Genomic DNA, 17,158 nt, shown 5'->3' with positions numbered 1-17,158 from the left:
ACTCCTCCCTTCTAGCTGATGCCCTGTGGAACACATACCCTCCGTCCCAGTTCATCAATTTCAAACAAACGCAACTTTCTACCATACAGATTAAATAAAAATTCTTCATCCAGGATTTCCTGACTCATTCCAAAAGTGAGCTTTCCATTTCGATCTAATACCGTTACCTGATCATCAAGTAAAAGAACATGATCAGGATTATGGGTGGTCATCACTACACCATACCCCTCATCCCTCAGCCGCTGCATCATCTCCAGTACCTTCATCTGATTGCCAAAATCTAGATGGGAGGTAGGTTCATCCAACAGGATAATAGAGGGTTTCTGCACCATCACCCGGGCAATTGCCACCTGCTGACGTTCCCCACCACTGATTTTCATGAAAGATTGCTCTGCGATATGTTCCAACCCCATTGCTTGGATTGCTTTCCATGCCCTCTCGTATTCCGCTGCCTTTGGCTTCTGAAACACTCCCATACGTGGTGCACAGCCAGTGACAATATAGTCCAGCACACTGTAGTTGAAGGAGGGGATAATATTTTGTGGTACAAATCCAATTGCACAAGCAATTTCTCGTTGAGACATTCTTCGATAACTTTTCCCCTCCAGTAATATATCACCTGTTTTAGGTGTATAAAGTCCTGCTATACAGCCAAGCAACGTAGATTTACCTGCTCCATTTGGTCCTAAAATAGAGAGAATACGCCCCTGTGTAATATCAAAATTCAGTTCTCTAAACACCTCTTTCCCCTTAGGATAGGAAAATCCTAAGTCCCGTACCGCAATATTCATCCTGCACCCGTCCTTTGTTTCCATAGTAGCCATGCATAAAATGGTGCTCCAATCAACCCTGTAAGGATGCTCAGAGGAATTTCCACTGATGTTGCTGCCCGAGAGAGTGTATCGATAAATAGCATAAATAAGCCCCCTAGCAGTATGGTGATGGGCAGCAGCTTTGTATTATCAGCACCAGCCAATAACCGCCCCAAATGAGGAATCACCAAGCCAATCCAACCAATGGTACCACTAATGCTGACTGCATTGGCTGTAAGTAAACTTGCACAAACAATCGTCAGTCCCCGATATAGCCCTACATTCATCCCCAAGGTTTTAGCTTCCTCCTCCCCAAAAGAAAGAATGTTAATTCTCCAACTCAGGGCAAGCAGCAACCCTCCACAGATAAAAAACAATGGGGAGACCGCCACGATTTGTCCTTGATTTACCGATGCAACACTACCCATTTGCCAAAAAACAATCTCTGCCAACTGTGTTTGCGGATCAGCAATATATTTCAATATCCCCAAAAGGGAAGACATAAAACCACCAGTAATGATCCCTGCCAGTACCAGTGCCATGTTGCTGTCATTACGCAACAAACGAGTGATCCCAATGCTCATACCAACAGCAAGCATGCCTACCGCAAAGGCGGAGAACTGTATCATGACCATGCCACCATCTAATAGCAAAATAGCCATTGCTGCTCCAACGCAGGCTCCTGATGACACTCCTAGTAGATCAGGGGAAACCAAAGGATTTTTAAAAACCCCTTGATAAACTGCTCCCGAAAGGGAAAGCGACCCACCCACCAATATGGCTGCTATTACACGCGGAATACGGATAACAAACAATACATCATGCATTGCTGCATCAGCAGGAGACGAATTTGTTGCTTTTTCTATCACTACTCGCATAACATCTGCAGGATTCATACTGTACCGTCCTAGGCTCAATGCCATCAAGCAGAGTCCTACCAATGCCCACATCAGTCCTGTTAGAAGTATAGGATACTGCTTATTTCGTACGTTTTCCATTATTTTGAAATTCCAAGCTGTTCAGCAGTAAAGGTCTGTCCATATACAATTTGATAAAATTCATTTGCATCTTCCATTAGTTCCTCGAAGGAATAGTGTTCAGGGTGTAGGTTATAGCATGTCCAACATAGACCCAATAATGAGGCTGCAACAGGATAATCCCATGGCTCTAATTTAGATGGAAATTGAAAGACCTTTTTGTTTTGTATAGCAGAGATACTTGCCCATTGGGGATCTTTTAAGATATCTTCCACCGTATAATCGGCATAAACAGGGATGTAGACCACCTCAGGGTTCCAAGCAATAATCTGCTCAATATTCACTTCCGTCCATAGCTCCTCTGCCTGAAAACCAGCGGTTACATTGACACCTCCAGCAGTGTCAACCATAAGGTTTTGCAGCATTTTATCTGTGCTCACTGATGTTTTAGAGCTTCCTGATAGCATCAATACTGTTGGCTTCTCGGTGACCTTTTCTGCTACCGCACTGATTTCACTAATCTTTTTATCAAAAAATGTTACCAGTTCCTCTGCACGTTCATCTTGACCAATTGCCTTCCCTACTAGGATTAATCCGTCTTTTATAGAATCAAATTTTTCAACATCTAGAGCAATAGATGGAACGCCAATTTCAGCAAGCTGATCAATCATATCCTTAAAACGAACTGGCATTACTATAAGGTCTGGGTTAACGGTCATCACCGTTTCCATATTGATATTCTTACCTTTACCTATTTGTGTTACTTCGTTAATTTCAGGGGCAACCAGGTCATATAGACCATAAGCCATATCCTTATTCCCAAAACCTGCAAATCGTGAACCATTTCCATCCAAAACAACAACCATGTTCATACTGGGATTGTGAGTACCAATCACCCGTTGGGCAGGCGTTGGCAGCTCTACAGTTCTGCCTAAATGATCAACTAAACGAATCGTTGTTTCCTCCATGGACTGAGTTTCATCAACTACTGAGGCGGGTTCATCCGATGAGGTTTGCGTCCTATCAGCACATCCCACAAATAGCAACAAAGTCATTGCACACACCAAAGCCAAGCTTAAAAGCTTTTTGAAAACTTTCATTTCATTCTCTCCCCTTTTTCTATGTATTCCTCTATTGACTTCTCTAACATTTATAATAGGGACGACAAAAAATAAAAAATGCCGAACCCCATTTAAAGTAGAGTTCGACAAGTAATCGCCATTCAAAGTCAATAGCAACTCTCCTTTCCACAATGGGAGATCATGTCGTTTCCAACATAACCCTAACGCCTGCAATCCATAGCTAGTAGCCTCAGGTCTTACAGGTTTGGAGCTTTTAAAATATGTAACTTTTACCAGTTCCACTTTAACATATTTATCGCATTGATGTAAATAGAATTTTAAAAATTTTCTATATTATCCTGCTATTTTCACTTTTATTCAATGTAAATATATCATTTATTTTCGAAATGTTTGTTAGTCGACAAGATTTTATAAATTTTTCAAAAAAATATGTTAATTCATTGACAAGCTGAACAAAATCTACTAAACTATATACTATAAAATTAAATATCTCCGAGTCTATTTTTCCTAAAAAGTTCTTTGCTTCAAGGTAAGTAGACCGTTAGGGTACTACTGGAAACAGTTTTACCTCCCATTGTGGAAAGGAGTCATGTTGAAAACAGTAGTTTGTTGTTTTTTTCAGCACTTATGTCTTTTATAAGACATTTTTATGATAATCATCATTTGAAATCATAACTCCTTCTTTTTAAAGAAGGAGTTATTTTAATTTCTACATAAAAAAAGGGGGGAGATCATTTATTCATCTACTGGTTTCATCAAAATTTAAATGAACACAACAATCAGAAATGGGGGAGAATTAATGAGTTTAAAGAAAAGTAAGTCTTTTTTAATTGTAAGTTTTGTGTTAGTATTAATGATGATATTTGTTGGGTGTGCAGGCTCACCACAGGAGGCTCCACCTGCTGAGGAAACACCACAAGATGCTGCACCACAGGTGGCAAACACTAATCTTCTTTTATCTACAACCACTAGTACAGAGAATAGTGGTCTATTAGATGCTATTTTACCAGTATTCGAAAAAGAAACAGGTATAGAAGTAAAGGTGGTAGCAGTAGGAACTGGTCAAGCCCTTCAAATGGGTAAAGATGGCGAAGCAGATGTATTATTGGTACATGCTAAGGCTTCTGAGGAGGAGTTTGTTGCAGAAGGTCATGGTGTGGAAAGATTTGAAGTAATGTACAATGATTTTGTATTACTTGGTCCTGACAGTGATCCGGCTGGGGTTTTAGCTAGTGCTTCTAACGATATATTAAAAGCTTTTCAACTAGTCTATGATAACCAAGCTCCTTTTGTTTCTAGAGGCGATGATTCTGGTACCCATAAAATGGAACTAGAACTTTGGAAGGAATTAGGTCTTGAACCTTCTGGTAATTGGTACGTAGAAGCTGGACAAGGTATGGGAGCTGTTATTCAAATGACAGATGAAATGGTGGGTTACACCCTTACTGACAGAGCAACTTATTTATCTATGAAAAATAACTTGGAATTACAGGTTGTAACTGAAGGAGATACAAAACTATTTAACCAATATGGCATTATCGCTGTAAATCCTGATAAAAATGATAAAATTAACTTTGAAGCTGCTGAGGTATTTATAGATTGGATGCTATCTGAAAAAGGACAACAGCTTATTGGAGAGTTTGGTAAAGCTGAATATGGCGAACCACTGTTTATACCAAATGCTAAGTAATTTATTTATAAATTAAACACAAAGGGAGGACAACAAGATGAGGGAAATCGTCGAAGGTTTTAGAACAGCTGTAGAATTATTGCTTTCATTCGATAAAGAAATATATGACATCATTCTATTATCTATCTATGTTTCTCTCGTCTCTACCTTCCTTTCTACCATCATAGCCGTCCCCATCGGGATCATAATTGGAGCAAAGGACTTCCCTCTTAAGAGGTTAGTAGTTCGCTTTATTTATACGATGATGAGCTTGCCTCCTGTCATCGTTGGTTTGGTGGTTTTTTTATTTATATCAAGACGAGGACCTTTTGGGTATTTGGGTATTGTTTTTACCCCCACCGCTATGATCGTGGCCCAAATCTTCTTGATTGCTCCTATCGTCGCTGGAATTGTATATAACGGTACAAAAGAAAAAGGAGAAGAAATAAAAAAGTTAGCTAAAACCTTAGGAGCTAATAGGAGGAGCACTTTAATTCTTTTAATTAAAGAGTTAAGAATTATCATTTTTACTGGTATCGTTTCAGGTTACGGTAGAGCAATTTCAGAAGTAGGTGCAGTTATGGTTGTAGGTGGAAATATTAAGGGACATACTAGAGTGATGACTACTACTATAGCCATGTTAAGAAACCAAGGGGATTATGCTACAGCCATTGCCATTGGTTTAGTGCTGTTATTTTTATCTTTTATTATCAACTCTACATTATATCATTTTCAACAGGGAGAATAAAAATGGATCTTACAAGCAAAGATTTGACAAAGTCCTATAAAGAAAGAAAGGTTTTAGACATAGATGCTCTTCATATAGAAAGTGGAGCTTTTTTGGGGATTATCGGGCCCAATGGAGCTGGTAAGAGTACTTTGGTAAAGATTTTAGCTGGACTTGATACGCCAACCACTGGTGTAGTTAAATACGATGGAGTTCCTTTGAATACTAGGATTCATCAAAAGATGACGATGGTATTTCAAAAACCTTATTTATTGAGGACTTCTGTTTTCAATAACATTGCTTATCCTTTAAAAATTAGAAAAGTAAATAAAAACAAGATTCAACAGCAGGTAGATGATTTAATAGAAGAAATGGATATACAACATATAAGAAATCAAAATGCTTGGACCCTTTCTGGAGGAGAAGCACAAAAAGTGGCACTAGCCCGCGCCATCATCTTTCAGCCTTCTCTATTGATTTTGGATGAACCAACCGCCAGTATAGACCCTGCTTCCACTTTAGTGTTGGAAAAAACCGTAAAAAATTTTTATAACAAAACAAAAGCTACTATCATTATTGTTACCCACAACCTACAACAGGCCAAAAGGTTATGTGATGACGTGGCTTTTATGCATAAAGGCAAAATCTTAGAATACGGCAAAACAGAAGATGTTATTCTTTTTTCTAAAAATCATTTGATACGACAATTCGTGGAGGGAGAAATCATTTTATAACTTCCCCCTTTTGATGTTTATAGCATTGATTTCTCCTTCCACTTTTTTTATAAGCATTTCTTCATCCATAGCAAACCTTTTTATGAATAGGTATAACAATTCTGCTGAAAACTGTATCTTCCAAGGGGTGAAGGAAGGGCTATAGGTTAGCACATAAGCACAAAGTCTTGTGATATCTTCTTGAATCTCTCCCTCTCTACAATCTTCAAAGTCAATCCCATATACTTTTTCATCTTCTCCTACGATAAAATTCCTTAAGTTGACATCTCCTAAAATAGTCTCAGATTTATTGATAAACTTAGCAATAGCATAAAACTTTTCCATCCATTCTATTAAACTCTCTATAAGAGCACGGTTGGATTCATAAACTTTGCCCTTTTCCAAAGCACTGTTTCTTTCCCTTTCCTCTATGGTTTCTAGCAGGGTTTTTCCCTGAATATATTCCATGATAATATAATTGCTTTTTTGCTGATAAATTTCTGGTACAGAAAGACCTTCTTGCTTCAACAGAAGAAGAAGATCAATTTCTTTTTTCATTTTTTCCTTTGATAAAAGGTATTTTTTTACTACCACATACTTTGACTGATGTAGCTCTTCTTGGAAGTAGGGCAATTTGTAAACTTCATTTTTTTTACTATAGAACCTTTCTACAATCTTAGCATTTTCTATTTCTGTAATATTTTGAAATTTATTTTTACATAGTGTCATCTTTCTCCAACCTTTATCTGTATATTTGAACCTTTATGGTAACCTTCCAACTCTGCTACAACCCCCATAACAGCGTTATAAAGAATTTTTTGTACAAAGGGAACCATTGAAATTTCTTGTTGATTGATAGATAGCTTAATATTTTCCTCACCAAGAATACAATCTTCTCTTTTCGCCTCTCCTTTTAAAATCTTAATACCTAATTCCCTACAGCTATAACCACAAGCACAGCAACATTCCCCTGAAAATTCAGGAAGTTTTTCATAGACCTTCTCTTCGATCAAATCCACCAGCTTTTCTACATCTGACATTGCATTGATGACAGGAACACCTTTATATTCCTGTAGTGTATTGGCTATTCTACCGGATATGGCAAATACCGTACCATCTATTCTTTCTTCGACTTCTTTCACATCATGGGCTGTAATAATCTTCGGTGCATTGGTGTCTTCTACCCCCTCTAGCACCACAAAGTCTTGATTATAAAACCGTAGTATTTCTTCGACATTTAATTTCTCAGGAAATAATATGTCGGTTTCATAATGTCCCCTAGCAGTCACAAGTTCTGAGCCTGCCCTGCGATGGCGATAGGTGTTAGTACCTTCTTGGTCTATAGCAAACTCCTCGAAATGAATGTCCTTGACGCTGCCAACAGAATATCTTCTTTTTTTTAGTTCTTTGATTATATTTTCAATGGTTGTTGTCTTCCCAGACTGAGTAATCCCTCTCACAGAAAAAACCTTCATCTTTATCTCCCCCTACAAATAGTTTAATCGCAAAATTACTGTAAAAGTTGTTATGGTAAGCAAGATAACTGCATAGTCTATCCACCGCATTTTTAATAAATGATAACTAGTTCTCTTATTATAGATCCCAAAACCTTTCATTTCCATGGCTGTCGACAGTTTTCTGGCCTTGATCAAGGAGTTAGCTACAATTGGCATTAAAACATACGAATATATTTTGATTCGTTTTCTCCATGGGATTTTTTCCAGTTCTATACCTCTTAGCTGAATAGCTGTTACCACATCCTTTATTTCCTCTGTAAAGGTAGGTAGAAATCTAATAGCTATGGATACCATAAAGGCAATTTCATAAGGAACCTTCCACTGTACCAGACCTTGAACCACTTCTCTTGAATTATTGGTAGCCATAATGGTGGCGGAGGAAATAATAATTAACATTCTTAATATTAACTGAATCCCCTTGATCATTCCTTCTCTAGTAATAAGTGTAATACTGCCTATATGAATAAGGCTAGAGCCGTGAGGATGAAAAAGACTTTGTATAAATACAAGAAAAATAAAAATCCATAAAATTCTTTTCAGCTTTTTAAGTACTGATAGAATAGGGCTATTGAAGATAACAGACAGTAGAATAGAAATCAATAGAATACCTGCTAATATATAGATATTTTTTATCAATACCGCTAAGGAAGAAAGACTAAGCACCATTATAACCTTGACTCTAGGATCTAAAGCTTTTTCTGGTATCCTCAATGATTTTACCTCCCATCATTTTTATAACACGGGTAGCATGCTCTTCTACAAAGGCTTCATCGTGACTTATTACCACCATACCCACACCTTCATGCTGAAAATTTTTCAGAATCCCTGAAAGGACTACCTTCCGCTCCTTATCTAATCCAGTAGTAGGTTCGTCTAAGATTAAAAACTTAGGTTCGTGAATAAAGATAGCAGCTAAAGCCAATCTTTGCTTTTCTCCTTGACTCAAAGTAAAGGGAAAAGCTTTTGACAAATGACTTATTTGAAAAACCTCCATTGCTTCCTTTGCCTTTCTTTCTACGACCTTTTTTTCCGTGCCCTTTATCTCTAAAGGAAAAGTTAATTCCTCATACACCGTTGGAGCAAAAATCTGTTTTTCAGGATTCTGAAATAGATAACCTACTCTCTTGCCAATAGCTCCTAAAGACATGCTATTGCTGTCTGTACCATCAATCATCACTGTACCGTTTTGAGGTTTTAAAAGCCCTGCCATTAATTTTCCCAAGGTGGTCTTACCGCTGCCATTTGGCCCTACAACAGCGGTAAAATCCTCTTGAAATAATTGTAGAGAAGTGTTTTTTATAATGAAATCACTTTTTCCATAGGCAAAATCTACATTTTTTAAAGTTAAATAACCCAATGCTATCCCTCCTTCCCCTACAGTTTACCTTGAAACACTTCCAGCTTCCCGTCTTTTAGTACCATAATTCTATCAGCTATATCTAAGTTAGAAAAATCATGTTCTACCATAAGAATGGTTTTGCCTGTGTTTTTTAGTGCTACGATCTTTTCTTTAATGAGTTTTCTTCCTTCTGTATCAATTTGAGCCATTGCCTCATCAAAGATCAGAATTTCTGGTTTTAGACTCAATATGCTGGCTAGAGCAATCAGTTGTTTTTGCCCTCCTGATAAATGATAGGGATTGCTGTATCTATATTTTCCCATGCCTACTAAATCTATAGCTTCTGAAACCCTCTCGCTGATTTCCTCTCTACTTAAGCACAAATTTTCTGGACCAAAGGCGATTTCATCTTCGATAGTAGGGGAAAAAAGCTGTGTATCAGGGTCTTGAAAAACAACCCCCACCTTCGTAGCTACAGCAGCTAAATCCATATTCTTTACAGGCTCGCCAAATAATAATGCCTCTCCTTTAAGTTTGCCTTTGTAAATATGAGGGATAATACCACACATGCAATAGCAAAGGGTACTTTTTCCATTACCACTTAGTCCTACAATTCCTACCACTTCACCTTTTCTAATCTGTAAATTTATACCTCTCAAGATACTTTCTTCTTTGCCCGCATATTGATAATAGAGATTTTTTACCTCTATAGGATAAATCATTGTAGTTCCACCTCTACTACAAATTTCGTCCAACGCTGGCTGAAGGGATCTTTTCGTATGATGATTTGGTAGGGTCCGCTGCCTCCTTCCTCCTTTTTCCCCAAGGCTTCTCCATCTCTTTCGTAGGCAATATAAACGTTGTCTTCCTGCATTACCTCTTCTATCCCCAATGCCACTGTATAACCGTCTATAGAGCGAACAATCACCTGTTCTTTATCCTCTATAGACAAGTTTTTTGACATCAACACTTTACTTAAAGGCACCCCTTTGTAGATATGCTCCACAGGATCTTTGCCGCTGCTTTTCAAATTTGCTTCAAACTCTATAGGCTGCAAATCTTCTATCCATGCTAAGTCTACTATACTTACTTCTTCCCCCTTCTCCTTCAGTGATATGGAGGCATTTTCCACCATAGTTTGTTTATCTTTTACATACCCTCTATTTAGATAAGCGCTAATGCCTACAACGATTATTAACACTGCGATAACAATAGGAATGATTTTCTTCAACTTCTCCCTCTCCCTTCTGTAACAATATAAGGTACGATCATATCCTCATGCCGAAAAGAACCATGATTTCCTCCCCGTTCTGCCTCAGGGGTAGTATGCATACCATGATCCGAGGTAATAACTACTTTTCCACTCCAGCGTTCTACTAGTTCTCTTACATAAGCATCTGTCTCTTTTATCATTTCTAGTGTTACTTCATGCATATCACCATAGCTATGTCCCATATCGTCAATACCATGAAAGTGAATAAACATAAAATCATATTCATTATCCATATGACTTAATGCAGTTGCATAAACTTCGTCACAGGTAATACCATTATTATTCTCATCTCTATTTAGCAAAGGTTCAATTTCAGTGTTAAGAATTTTTATATCACCTTCAATCAGCACACTTTTTTTATCTAAGTCCTTCGCTACAGCAAATATGCTGGGAACTTTTAAATCCCTTTGGCTTCTTGAGTAAACACCACTTTCATAAGGAGGTCTTCCTGTTATCATGGCGGCAAATCCAGCGTTGGTTACCGACTGATAGACTGTTGTCGCCTTTTGAGCTAGTTCTAGTTCCTTTAGAAAAGGAGCATAACCCTTCTCCATGGCATACACATATTGGTGATAACCAAAGCCATCTAAAAATAAAATAAGTACTTTTTCATCCTTTGTTAAAAAGTGGCTAGCATCATAATAAGTATCCATGATGCTGACTTGAGGAGGATCTATCATGATTCCTCTAGCATCGGTTATTTTGCTTTTACCATCCTTTTCATATAAATCAATTCTGTTGTCTACCATTTTAAGATAACCATCTGCATTTATAAATTTGTATTGTCCTACATCCCCTACAGCCAATAATCTTTGACCCTCTGAGATATCTACTAAGTCTCTAAGTCTTATGACCTTTTCTTCAGTATAAATAGTGGTTTCATAAACATGTCCTTCTTTATCAAGAGAAGAAGTTCCATGAAAGTTGGCATAAAGGGTTTTGGGCATGGTATACATTTGGCCTGCAGTAATATTCATGATGTTTTCTTCACCTGTAATCACGTTGAAACCATAATCCCAATCTTCGTCTTTTGATATCACCACTACTTCCTTTACTTTTTTTATGTTACTGCTGATAGGATGATTAGGATTAATGAATTCCCATGCGTTTTCTTCAGATAGGTTGATATAACAAGTTTCAACTCTTCCTCCGTCAATTTTAGCCATCAAACCATCCTGCCCTACCAATAAAATTTCTATATTTTCTGTCATGGGCTTTGCTTTGTGTAACAGTTCTTTGAGTGTCAAAACTTGCCTTGTCTCTCCATCAATTTCTATCTCTTTTAAGGAAAAACCTTCCTTACTTCTTATCATCAAAACTTCTTCTACATCTCCTATTACCTTAAAAGAAGGTATATATCCCTGGTGCTCTACCGTTGTTGTGCTACATCCCATCAATAGACTATTGATAAGAAGTAACATCAATAGCACCCTGCTATACTTCATTAAATTGCTCCTCATGTCGCTCCTCCTTTTATATTTCTTGATTCAACAGATGAAAGTTTTGAAACTGTTTTATTATAGCGTAGGCCACCAGCCCGCCTAATCCTCCCGATAAAGCAGCGGCACTTAAGCTTAGTATTAAAGGAATCAGTGGCAGTTGAAAAAATACTACATTCACCAAAAAAGTACCGCTGATATTAGCCGCAATTCCTCCTAGAAAACAACATACTGCACAACAACCTTTATGTCCAAGTATAAAAAATAAAAAATCTACAGCTAGACCCGGTAGTAAATAGGTAATAAAACTCACAATGCCGTGGGTTCCAAACACGCCTATTGCTATTACCATGATGGCCTGTACCAGTGCAATAAGGGTAGCTGTTCCTCTTTTCCCCACAAGCCCTACCCCTAATACCAGCCACAACATATAGAAGCCTCCAGCAATGACGCCTCCAGGTATATAAAGGGGTCCTGTGATAATATGCGCTAGGGGAACAATCACTGGCTTGATGGCAATCCCTAAGGACGCCATCATAGCCATAACTACTAAATCAAATATAGAAAACCTTTTTAGCAATCTTTTTCTTGATACCAGCATAAATTTCACCTCCCTTATCAGTCGCAATTATTTTTTTGCCTCTATAGAGAGTAGACCTTTTATGCTTGTATTTTTAGGTAATCCTTCAAAATAGGTAGTCAATTCCCCTTTTTCCCCTTGATACAATATGCTGTTTTTAAAATCACCTTTGTCCACTTCCACTGTATAACCATCTACAGCTGTTAATACATATATGCCCTCTTTATTTAGCCCAGTTTCTTTTAAAATTTCTTCTATATTTATGCCCTCTTGACCATTAGAATTTATCATCTCTATCACTTCTTTTGACTTATCATAGGAAACCCAAGCTGTTGAAGCATGGGCAAAATACAAGATCTCCTTTACATGCATTCCCTTTGGCATATCTGGTGCTAAGAAAGCTGGTGCATCAGTACCTGTTACTTTAATATAAGCTCCCTTAAAGATTGGCAATGTTTCATTTTTTTCTAAACCATCTGCTGCTTTTATGTATACGCTTTCAGAGGAACTCCCCTCTTCCAACTGTTCTAATAGATCTCCTGCTTTTATAGCTTCATCTATATGATCGTAATAAGTATAATCCTCTATATCTACGATTTCTTTTGCCGTTTCAAGAAAAATAATTTTATCAACCTCTGCTTGTTCAATGGTATCTAATACTTCTATCGTCTCTAAGTTACTAACCCAATACATTGCTCGTTCCTCTGGTATGACAATTCTTATAGGTTTTTGTTCAGGATCTAAAGGTCCATCATTGGTTTCATAAACCAGAAGAATATCTCGTGTATGTAATATCTCCTGTGGCACCTCTATAGAGTAGCCATCTCCTGCTACAAGTCTTATACCTGTTAAATCTTTTTGGCTTGTCCCGCTTTTTACCAGTACATCTTCTAACAATGCACCGGTTACTTTGAATGTATTCTCTTGACCACTGGAGTTTACAGAAGTAACCTCTTTTTCGATAGCATTAAGTTTTTTTATTTCTTCCACTGTAGTTATGAGATCCTGATTATGAATCCCTTTAATCGTAATATGTTCTTCTAAGACTTCTTCATTTACCGTAGGAGTTTCTTCTGTAGAGTTACTAGGAGTAGAGCAACCTGTGATAATAGTAAGTAGCATAGCAAAAATTAAAAAAATACATATTTTTTGTTTCCCAATCATTTTAAATCCCCCTCTTGTTTTATTTTATGTGTCACCCCGTATATGATAGATAATCTTGCATGAATAATTCCCTTACCACATCTCCCCTTTCATACTCTCAAAACTATCCAGCCAATGCAAAAACACCTCCCTCTTTATGGAAAAAGCTTTGTTTTTTCAACAAAAAAAACAAAACGCCTTAAAAAGGCGTATGGCTGTTATAGTTAGTTATTTTGCCATGGCTCCTTTCCACAATGGGAGGCACAACTATTTCTAGCTATACCCTACGGGTCTATACTCCATAAGCAAAATACTTGAAGGAATTATAGACTCGGAGACATTTAGTTTTTAGAATTACATTATTTACCTACTAGTCTACTTGATATGCCTAACTTTGTCAATATTTAAACAATATGAAATTTCTACATAAAAATATCAAAATGACATCAACTATAAACAAGATCTATTTTAGAGGAAGCTCCAACTTGATTAAACAATTTTTATACTAAAGCATAAAATAGTATAGAAACATACTTTCACATTAGTGTAAGAATAACTGTTTTATGTTATGATATAAGTATATTGCAATTACAAAGGGGAGATTGTCATGGCAAAAAAATTATATTTATCTGAAACTGATAAAAAAATAGCAGGGGTCTGTGGAGGCATTGCTGAGTATTTTGCTATTGATCCTACTCTAGTAAGATTAGGATGGGTGATCTTCTCTTTGGCGGGAGGATCTGGCGTGCTGGGCTATATTATTGCTGCTTTAGTTATTCCTCGTAAACATTATTATTAAGATAACATAGGCGTTAACTTAGTACAATTATTACCAAAATTCTCTTGAACTGTCATCCTGAATGTAGCGAAGGATCTTGGAGTAGCCAAGAATTTTACTAACACTAAGATCCTTCGACTCCGCTTTGCTCCACTCAGGATGACAAATTATGGCTTAAGTTAACGCTAATGATTAAGATAAAGAAGATATTGAAAAAAACACTTTATTATCTTTATAACTTTTGGGTAATATAATAAGAAAAGGAGTGATTCTATGATTATTTGTAATACCCCCGAAGTGCCTGGTAAGGAAATTATAGAAATATTGGGACTTGTAAAGGGCAGTACGATTAAAGCAAAACATATCGGAAAAGATATTATGTCTGGTTTAAGACAAATCGTTGGCGGAGAATTAAAAGAGTATACACAAATGTTGGATGAGGCAAGGGATACAGCAGTTGATTTGATGACAAAGGAGGCCCAAAAACTAGGGGCTGATGCTGTAGTTAATATTAGATTTGCAACCTCAGCGGTTATGCAGGGAGCGGCAGAAATAATGGTTTATGGCACTGCTGTAAAGCTGAGAGATAAATAACTTTAATAAGATTTGTATAGACCCCACTATAGATGTGTGCCTTTAAATTTTAATATACATGGTTTTGGGGCAAAACCCCAGACTATGTATATTAAAATTTAACTTTAGAAGCACACATCTATATGATAAACCACCTAAAAAAGTCGAACAATAAAGGAATGCTCTTATTGTTCGACTTTTTTTCATTTTTTCTATATAGTAATAGTAAGTTGAAATAAGACTTTTACAACTTATATATTACAATTTATCCTTCAATAAATGATATAGGACGCTGACAAACTCTCCTCTGGACAATACTTTCTCAGGGTTAAAGGTGGTTACCCTTCCTTTATCTCTGAAGATATTATAATATTTAGCTAAAGCTACATAACCAGTATCCTCTACCCTAATATCCTCTGCATCCGTATAAGGAATTTGAAAGATTTCTACAAACTGTGCCAGCTCCTTTTGTTGTAGTGCATTTAATATCCATTGGGTTACTTCCATTTTAGTTGCAGTTTCATCAGGTCTAAAATAATCATTCGTTTTCTCTATAATTTCTTTTTCTAAGGCAGTTTGGATATAAGAGTAATAGGGATCCTCTTTATCTACATCCTTAAAATGCACTGCTTTTTTATCAATACCGTATCTATTTCTGTCGTTCACTTCAACAATCCACTTAATAGCATCTTTACGAAGCAATACATCATTAGGTCTGAAAAGCTCACTAGTTTCTTTTAAAATTCCCATTTTATTCATCAGCAGAATTTCACTTTGATAAGGACTATTTTTTACATCTTTAAAACCCTCTATAGAATGGTCTTTTTCTATATATTCTTCTCCATTATAGTTTAAAAACTTGCCACTTACCGCATCTATGTAGGTAAAATGAAAAACCTTCAAGCTATAGACCGGTGCTAATTGTTTAAGAGGTATATCTAAGCCATCTTTTTTGCGGGCAGCTTGATCTTTCAATTGAATCAAGTATTTTTCAAAACCTACCGTATCATAAAACTTATTGCTTATGGTTTTTTTATCCAATATATTTGATGTAGCCTGCAACTCCACCTCATACCAGTTATAGTCTAACCCTATTATTTTCTTAGTAGTAGCATCATAAGTAATCCTTAAATAATTTTCTTCATAAGGAATGGCATGGATATACCTTGAGGAAGTAATCGCTACTAATCCCTCCCCCTCCACTGACTTTATCTCAAATTGCAGCTCCTCCTCTTGAATATGAGGAAAGATGTCTTTAACTTTTTTATTAATTTCTTGTTTTATTCTAGTCTCGTCTACTGATGTTTCCTGAAGTTTTTCTAATTCCTTGGCACGAAAGATACCGATAGGATCTTTACTGTAGCTGATGGAAATGATCTCTCCCTTCTCTGCATCAAGGGTAGCATGTAGTCTTCTTCCCGTTTCCTCATCCACCCAGTAAATTCCCCAAAACTTTCCCTTGATACCATAGTGATATTGGGAATAATAGCTGCTTTGTACCCTTAGTTCCTTCATATCCAATTCTCTACTCAATGCTTCCCCTACCAACTTCTCTGCTTTTTCCTTTGATATGACCCCCTCCTCTGGAAGGACTTCAGCTCCAGCACGGCCAACTGCCATTTCCTTTGCACCCATATCTTGTGTAGTAGTTCTAAGGTAATAGTCGTGGTAATAGATTTCTTCTGCTTCTAAAAGTCTTCCATCCACTGCGTGAATTAAATCCGATTTCTTTGGAGCATATAGATACACAGGGGTTAAAAGTGGTTTTCTTCTCTCATCCTTATTGTTGTGATATAGTGCTACATATTTTAAAGTAAAACGATCTTCACCTTCAAAAATTTTTCTTGCCTCTTCCTTTGTTATTAGAGATTTTTCGTTATTATAAAAAGCCTCATCCCATTTCATTTCATAGCTGGTGACATTTCCATCAACCCCTGATATCTGTACCCTAAAATAATTATTAGGAAAAAACTCTCCTTCTAGTTTTCGCAAGAAAAGAAAATGGTAGTTTTCTCCTCCATAAATATCCCTTCCTATGCTATAAACTATAGCAGAAGGTGCCTCTGCTACTACTTCTTCTGTTTCTTTGAACCTTTCTGGTTCTAGTGACTGGATAAAATCAATAGCTTTTCTTTTAGCATTCTCAGGCAACACCGTAACAGCCTTTCCATAGGTACTATCCCCCCATCGGTGTAGGTTCATAATTTCTCCCGTGTCAGCACCAACAGTAACAAAAATTCCCTCTTTTTCATTTTGAAACTCTAGGTTCCACATCTTTTTTTGTTGTAAATCTCTTGTAGTTAAGTTGGCTTGATTCAGTTTCATGCTGTCATTTATACTGAGCTTTTCCCTTACCAAAACTTCGATTTGTGTCTTGGTATACACAGAAGTCTCTACAGCAAAAACTACATTACTAAATACAGTAGTGATGAAAAGTATCATCATTATAGCAGCAATAAATCTCTTTGTCATAAAATCCCTCCTTAAATATTAAAGTAGTAAAATTTTCCTTAATTAAATAGACGAAAAGCATGAA

General features: G+C 36.8%; 18 protein-coding genes and 3 riboswitches. Of the genes, 5 read left to right on the top strand and 13 right to left on the bottom strand.

Annotated elements, in window-relative coordinates:
• Positions 1–11: 11 nt before the first annotated feature.
• From CACET_RS04300 to CACET_RS04290, 3 genes are read right to left on the bottom strand one after another with little or no spacing between them, the layout of a single operon-like run.
• Positions 12–791: an ABC transporter ATP-binding protein gene (locus CACET_RS04300; RefSeq protein WP_044823473.1), complete on the bottom strand. Its 780-nt coding sequence runs from the start codon at positions 789–791 to the stop codon at positions 12–14.
• A complete protein-coding gene (locus CACET_RS04295; protein WP_044823474.1) occupies positions 788–1,810 on the bottom strand; it encodes a FecCD family ABC transporter permease in 1,023 nt (340 codons plus the stop codon). Before CACET_RS04295 ends, CACET_RS04300 begins: the two co-directional genes overlap by 4 nt.
• On the bottom strand, positions 1,810–2,889 hold the full coding sequence (locus CACET_RS04290; protein ID WP_082058103.1) for an ABC transporter substrate-binding protein: 1,080 nt from the start codon (positions 2,887–2,889) through the stop codon (positions 1,810–1,812). The genes CACET_RS04295 and CACET_RS04290 overlap by 1 nt, the downstream gene beginning before the upstream one ends.
• A 124-nt stretch (positions 2,890–3,013) precedes the next feature.
• Positions 3,014–3,133: riboswitch (molybdenum cofactor riboswitch) on the bottom strand.
• 216 nt (positions 3,134–3,349) lie between these two features.
• A riboswitch (molybdenum cofactor riboswitch) is annotated at positions 3,350–3,474 on the top strand.
• Positions 3,475–3,670: 196 nt separating this feature from the next.
• Between CACET_RS04290 and CACET_RS04285 the strand changes: the two genes are divergently transcribed.
• The 3 genes from CACET_RS04285 to CACET_RS04275 are packed head-to-tail and all read left to right on the top strand — an operon-like array spanning position 3,671 to position 6,001.
• Positions 3,671–4,561 carry an ABC transporter substrate-binding protein gene (locus CACET_RS04285; RefSeq protein WP_044823476.1) on the top strand — a complete coding sequence of 297 codons (891 nt, stop codon included), beginning with the start codon at positions 3,671–3,673 and terminating at the stop codon, positions 4,559–4,561.
• Between the two features lie 37 nt (positions 4,562–4,598).
• Positions 4,599–5,288, top strand: coding sequence for an ABC transporter permease (locus CACET_RS04280; protein WP_052661229.1), 690 nt, complete (start codon positions 4,599–4,601; stop codon positions 5,286–5,288).
• A 2-nt stretch (positions 5,289–5,290) separates the two neighbouring features.
• The gene (locus CACET_RS04275) at positions 5,291–6,001 is read left to right on the top strand and encodes an ABC transporter ATP-binding protein (protein ID WP_044823477.1); all 711 of its coding nucleotides are present in this window, start codon (positions 5,291–5,293) and stop codon (positions 5,999–6,001) included.
• Here CACET_RS04275 and CACET_RS04270 read toward each other — a convergent pair.
• The 9 genes from CACET_RS04270 to CACET_RS04230 are packed head-to-tail and all read right to left on the bottom strand — an operon-like array spanning position 5,996 to position 13,292.
• Positions 5,996–6,709: an RIO1 family regulatory kinase/ATPase domain-containing protein gene (locus tag CACET_RS04270; protein WP_044823478.1), complete on the bottom strand. Its 714-nt coding sequence runs from the start codon at positions 6,707–6,709 to the stop codon at positions 5,996–5,998. The genes CACET_RS04275 and CACET_RS04270 overlap by 6 nt on opposite strands.
• Positions 6,706–7,455, bottom strand: coding sequence for a molybdopterin-guanine dinucleotide biosynthesis protein B (mobB, locus tag CACET_RS04265; protein WP_044823479.1), 750 nt, complete (start codon positions 7,453–7,455; stop codon positions 6,706–6,708). Before mobB ends, CACET_RS04270 begins: the two co-directional genes overlap by 4 nt.
• Before the next feature lie 12 nt (positions 7,456–7,467).
• Entirely contained in the window at positions 7,468–8,208 is a 741-nt protein-coding gene (locus tag CACET_RS04260) for an energy-coupling factor transporter transmembrane component T family protein (protein WP_201774900.1), read from the bottom strand.
• Entirely contained in the window at positions 8,177–8,854 is a 678-nt protein-coding gene (locus CACET_RS04255; protein WP_044823480.1) for an energy-coupling factor ABC transporter ATP-binding protein, read from the bottom strand. The genes CACET_RS04260 and CACET_RS04255 overlap by 32 nt, the downstream gene beginning before the upstream one ends.
• Before the next feature lie 17 nt (positions 8,855–8,871).
• Positions 8,872–9,558, bottom strand: a complete 687-nt coding sequence (locus CACET_RS04250) for an energy-coupling factor ABC transporter ATP-binding protein (protein WP_044823481.1) — start codon at positions 9,556–9,558, stop codon at positions 8,872–8,874.
• Complete coding sequence (locus tag CACET_RS04245) at positions 9,555–10,067, bottom strand: molybdopterin-dependent oxidoreductase (RefSeq protein WP_044823482.1); 513 nt, start codon at positions 10,065–10,067, stop codon at positions 9,555–9,557. Before CACET_RS04245 ends, CACET_RS04250 begins: the two co-directional genes overlap by 4 nt.
• Positions 10,064–11,569 (bottom strand): alkaline phosphatase family protein, encoded by a 1,506-nt coding sequence (locus tag CACET_RS04240; RefSeq protein WP_044823483.1) that lies wholly within the window; start codon positions 11,567–11,569, stop codon positions 10,064–10,066. The genes CACET_RS04245 and CACET_RS04240 overlap by 4 nt, the downstream gene beginning before the upstream one ends.
• 13 nt (positions 11,570–11,582) lie before the next feature.
• The gene (locus CACET_RS04235; protein ID WP_044823484.1) at positions 11,583–12,149 is read right to left on the bottom strand and encodes an ECF transporter S component; all 567 of its coding nucleotides are present in this window, start codon (positions 12,147–12,149) and stop codon (positions 11,583–11,585) included.
• Positions 12,150–12,176: 27 nt separating this feature from the next.
• Positions 12,177–13,292 carry a molybdopterin-dependent oxidoreductase gene (locus CACET_RS04230; protein ID WP_044823485.1) on the bottom strand — a complete coding sequence of 372 codons (1,116 nt, stop codon included), beginning with the start codon at positions 13,290–13,292 and terminating at the stop codon, positions 12,177–12,179.
• A 205-nt stretch (positions 13,293–13,497) separates the two neighbouring features.
• Positions 13,498–13,620: riboswitch (molybdenum cofactor riboswitch) on the bottom strand.
• A 258-nt stretch (positions 13,621–13,878) separates the two neighbouring features.
• Here CACET_RS04230 and CACET_RS04225 point away from each other — a divergent pair.
• A complete protein-coding gene (locus tag CACET_RS04225) occupies positions 13,879–14,070 on the top strand; it encodes a PspC domain-containing protein (protein WP_044823486.1) in 192 nt (63 codons plus the stop codon).
• A gap of 252 nt (positions 14,071–14,322) precedes the next feature.
• The gene (locus CACET_RS04220; protein ID WP_044823487.1) at positions 14,323–14,643 is read left to right on the top strand and encodes a YbjQ family protein; all 321 of its coding nucleotides are present in this window, start codon (positions 14,323–14,325) and stop codon (positions 14,641–14,643) included.
• Between the two features lie 237 nt (positions 14,644–14,880).
• Here CACET_RS04220 and CACET_RS04215 read toward each other — a convergent pair whose 3' ends face one another.
• Entirely contained in the window at positions 14,881–17,094 is a 2,214-nt protein-coding gene (locus CACET_RS04215) for an S-layer homology domain-containing protein (RefSeq protein ID WP_044823488.1), read from the bottom strand.
• Between the last annotated feature and the right edge of the window lie 64 nt (positions 17,095–17,158).

This window comes from Clostridium aceticum (genome assembly GCF_001042715.1).
Lineage (GTDB): Bacteria > Bacillota > Clostridia > Peptostreptococcales > Natronincolaceae > Andreesenella > Andreesenella acetica.
This window is presented reverse-complemented; position numbering and strand designations above follow the sequence as displayed.

Bases quoted from the DNA above. Each gene is read 5' to 3' on its own strand.
- CACET_RS04290 (WP_082058103.1), bottom strand. From the start codon at position 2,889: ATGAAAGTTTTCAAAAAGCTTTTAAGCTTGGCTTTGGTGTGTGCAATG.
- CACET_RS04300 (WP_044823473.1), bottom strand. From the start codon at position 791: ATGAATATTGCGGTACGGGACTTAGGATTTTCCTATCCTAAGGGGAAA.
- CACET_RS04225 (WP_044823486.1), top strand. From the start codon at position 13,879: ATGGCAAAAAAATTATATTTATCTGAAACTGATAAAAAAATAGCAGGG.
- CACET_RS04220 (WP_044823487.1), top strand. From the start codon at position 14,323: ATGATTATTTGTAATACCCCCGAAGTGCCTGGTAAGGAAATTATAGAA.
- CACET_RS04270 (WP_044823478.1), bottom strand. From the start codon at position 6,709: ATGACACTATGTAAAAATAAATTTCAAAATATTACAGAAATAGAAAAT.
- CACET_RS04275 (WP_044823477.1), top strand. From the start codon at position 5,291: ATGGATCTTACAAGCAAAGATTTGACAAAGTCCTATAAAGAAAGAAAG.
- CACET_RS04235 (WP_044823484.1), bottom strand. From the start codon at position 12,149: ATGCTGGTATCAAGAAAAAGATTGCTAAAAAGGTTTTCTATATTTGAT.
- CACET_RS04250 (WP_044823481.1), bottom strand. From the start codon at position 9,558: ATGATTTATCCTATAGAGGTAAAAAATCTCTATTATCAATATGCGGGC.
- CACET_RS04295 (WP_044823474.1), bottom strand. From the start codon at position 1,810: ATGGAAAACGTACGAAATAAGCAGTATCCTATACTTCTAACAGGACTG.
- CACET_RS04230 (WP_044823485.1), bottom strand. From the start codon at position 13,292: ATGATTGGGAAACAAAAAATATGTATTTTTTTAATTTTTGCTATGCTA.
- CACET_RS04240 (WP_044823483.1), bottom strand. From the start codon at position 11,569: ATGAGGAGCAATTTAATGAAGTATAGCAGGGTGCTATTGATGTTACTT.
- CACET_RS04215 (WP_044823488.1), bottom strand. From the start codon at position 17,094: ATGACAAAGAGATTTATTGCTGCTATAATGATGATACTTTTCATCACT.
- CACET_RS04280 (WP_052661229.1), top strand. From the start codon at position 4,599: ATGAGGGAAATCGTCGAAGGTTTTAGAACAGCTGTAGAATTATTGCTT.
- CACET_RS04285 (WP_044823476.1), top strand. From the start codon at position 3,671: ATGAGTTTAAAGAAAAGTAAGTCTTTTTTAATTGTAAGTTTTGTGTTA.
- mobB (WP_044823479.1), bottom strand. From the start codon at position 7,455: ATGAAGGTTTTTTCTGTGAGAGGGATTACTCAGTCTGGGAAGACAACA.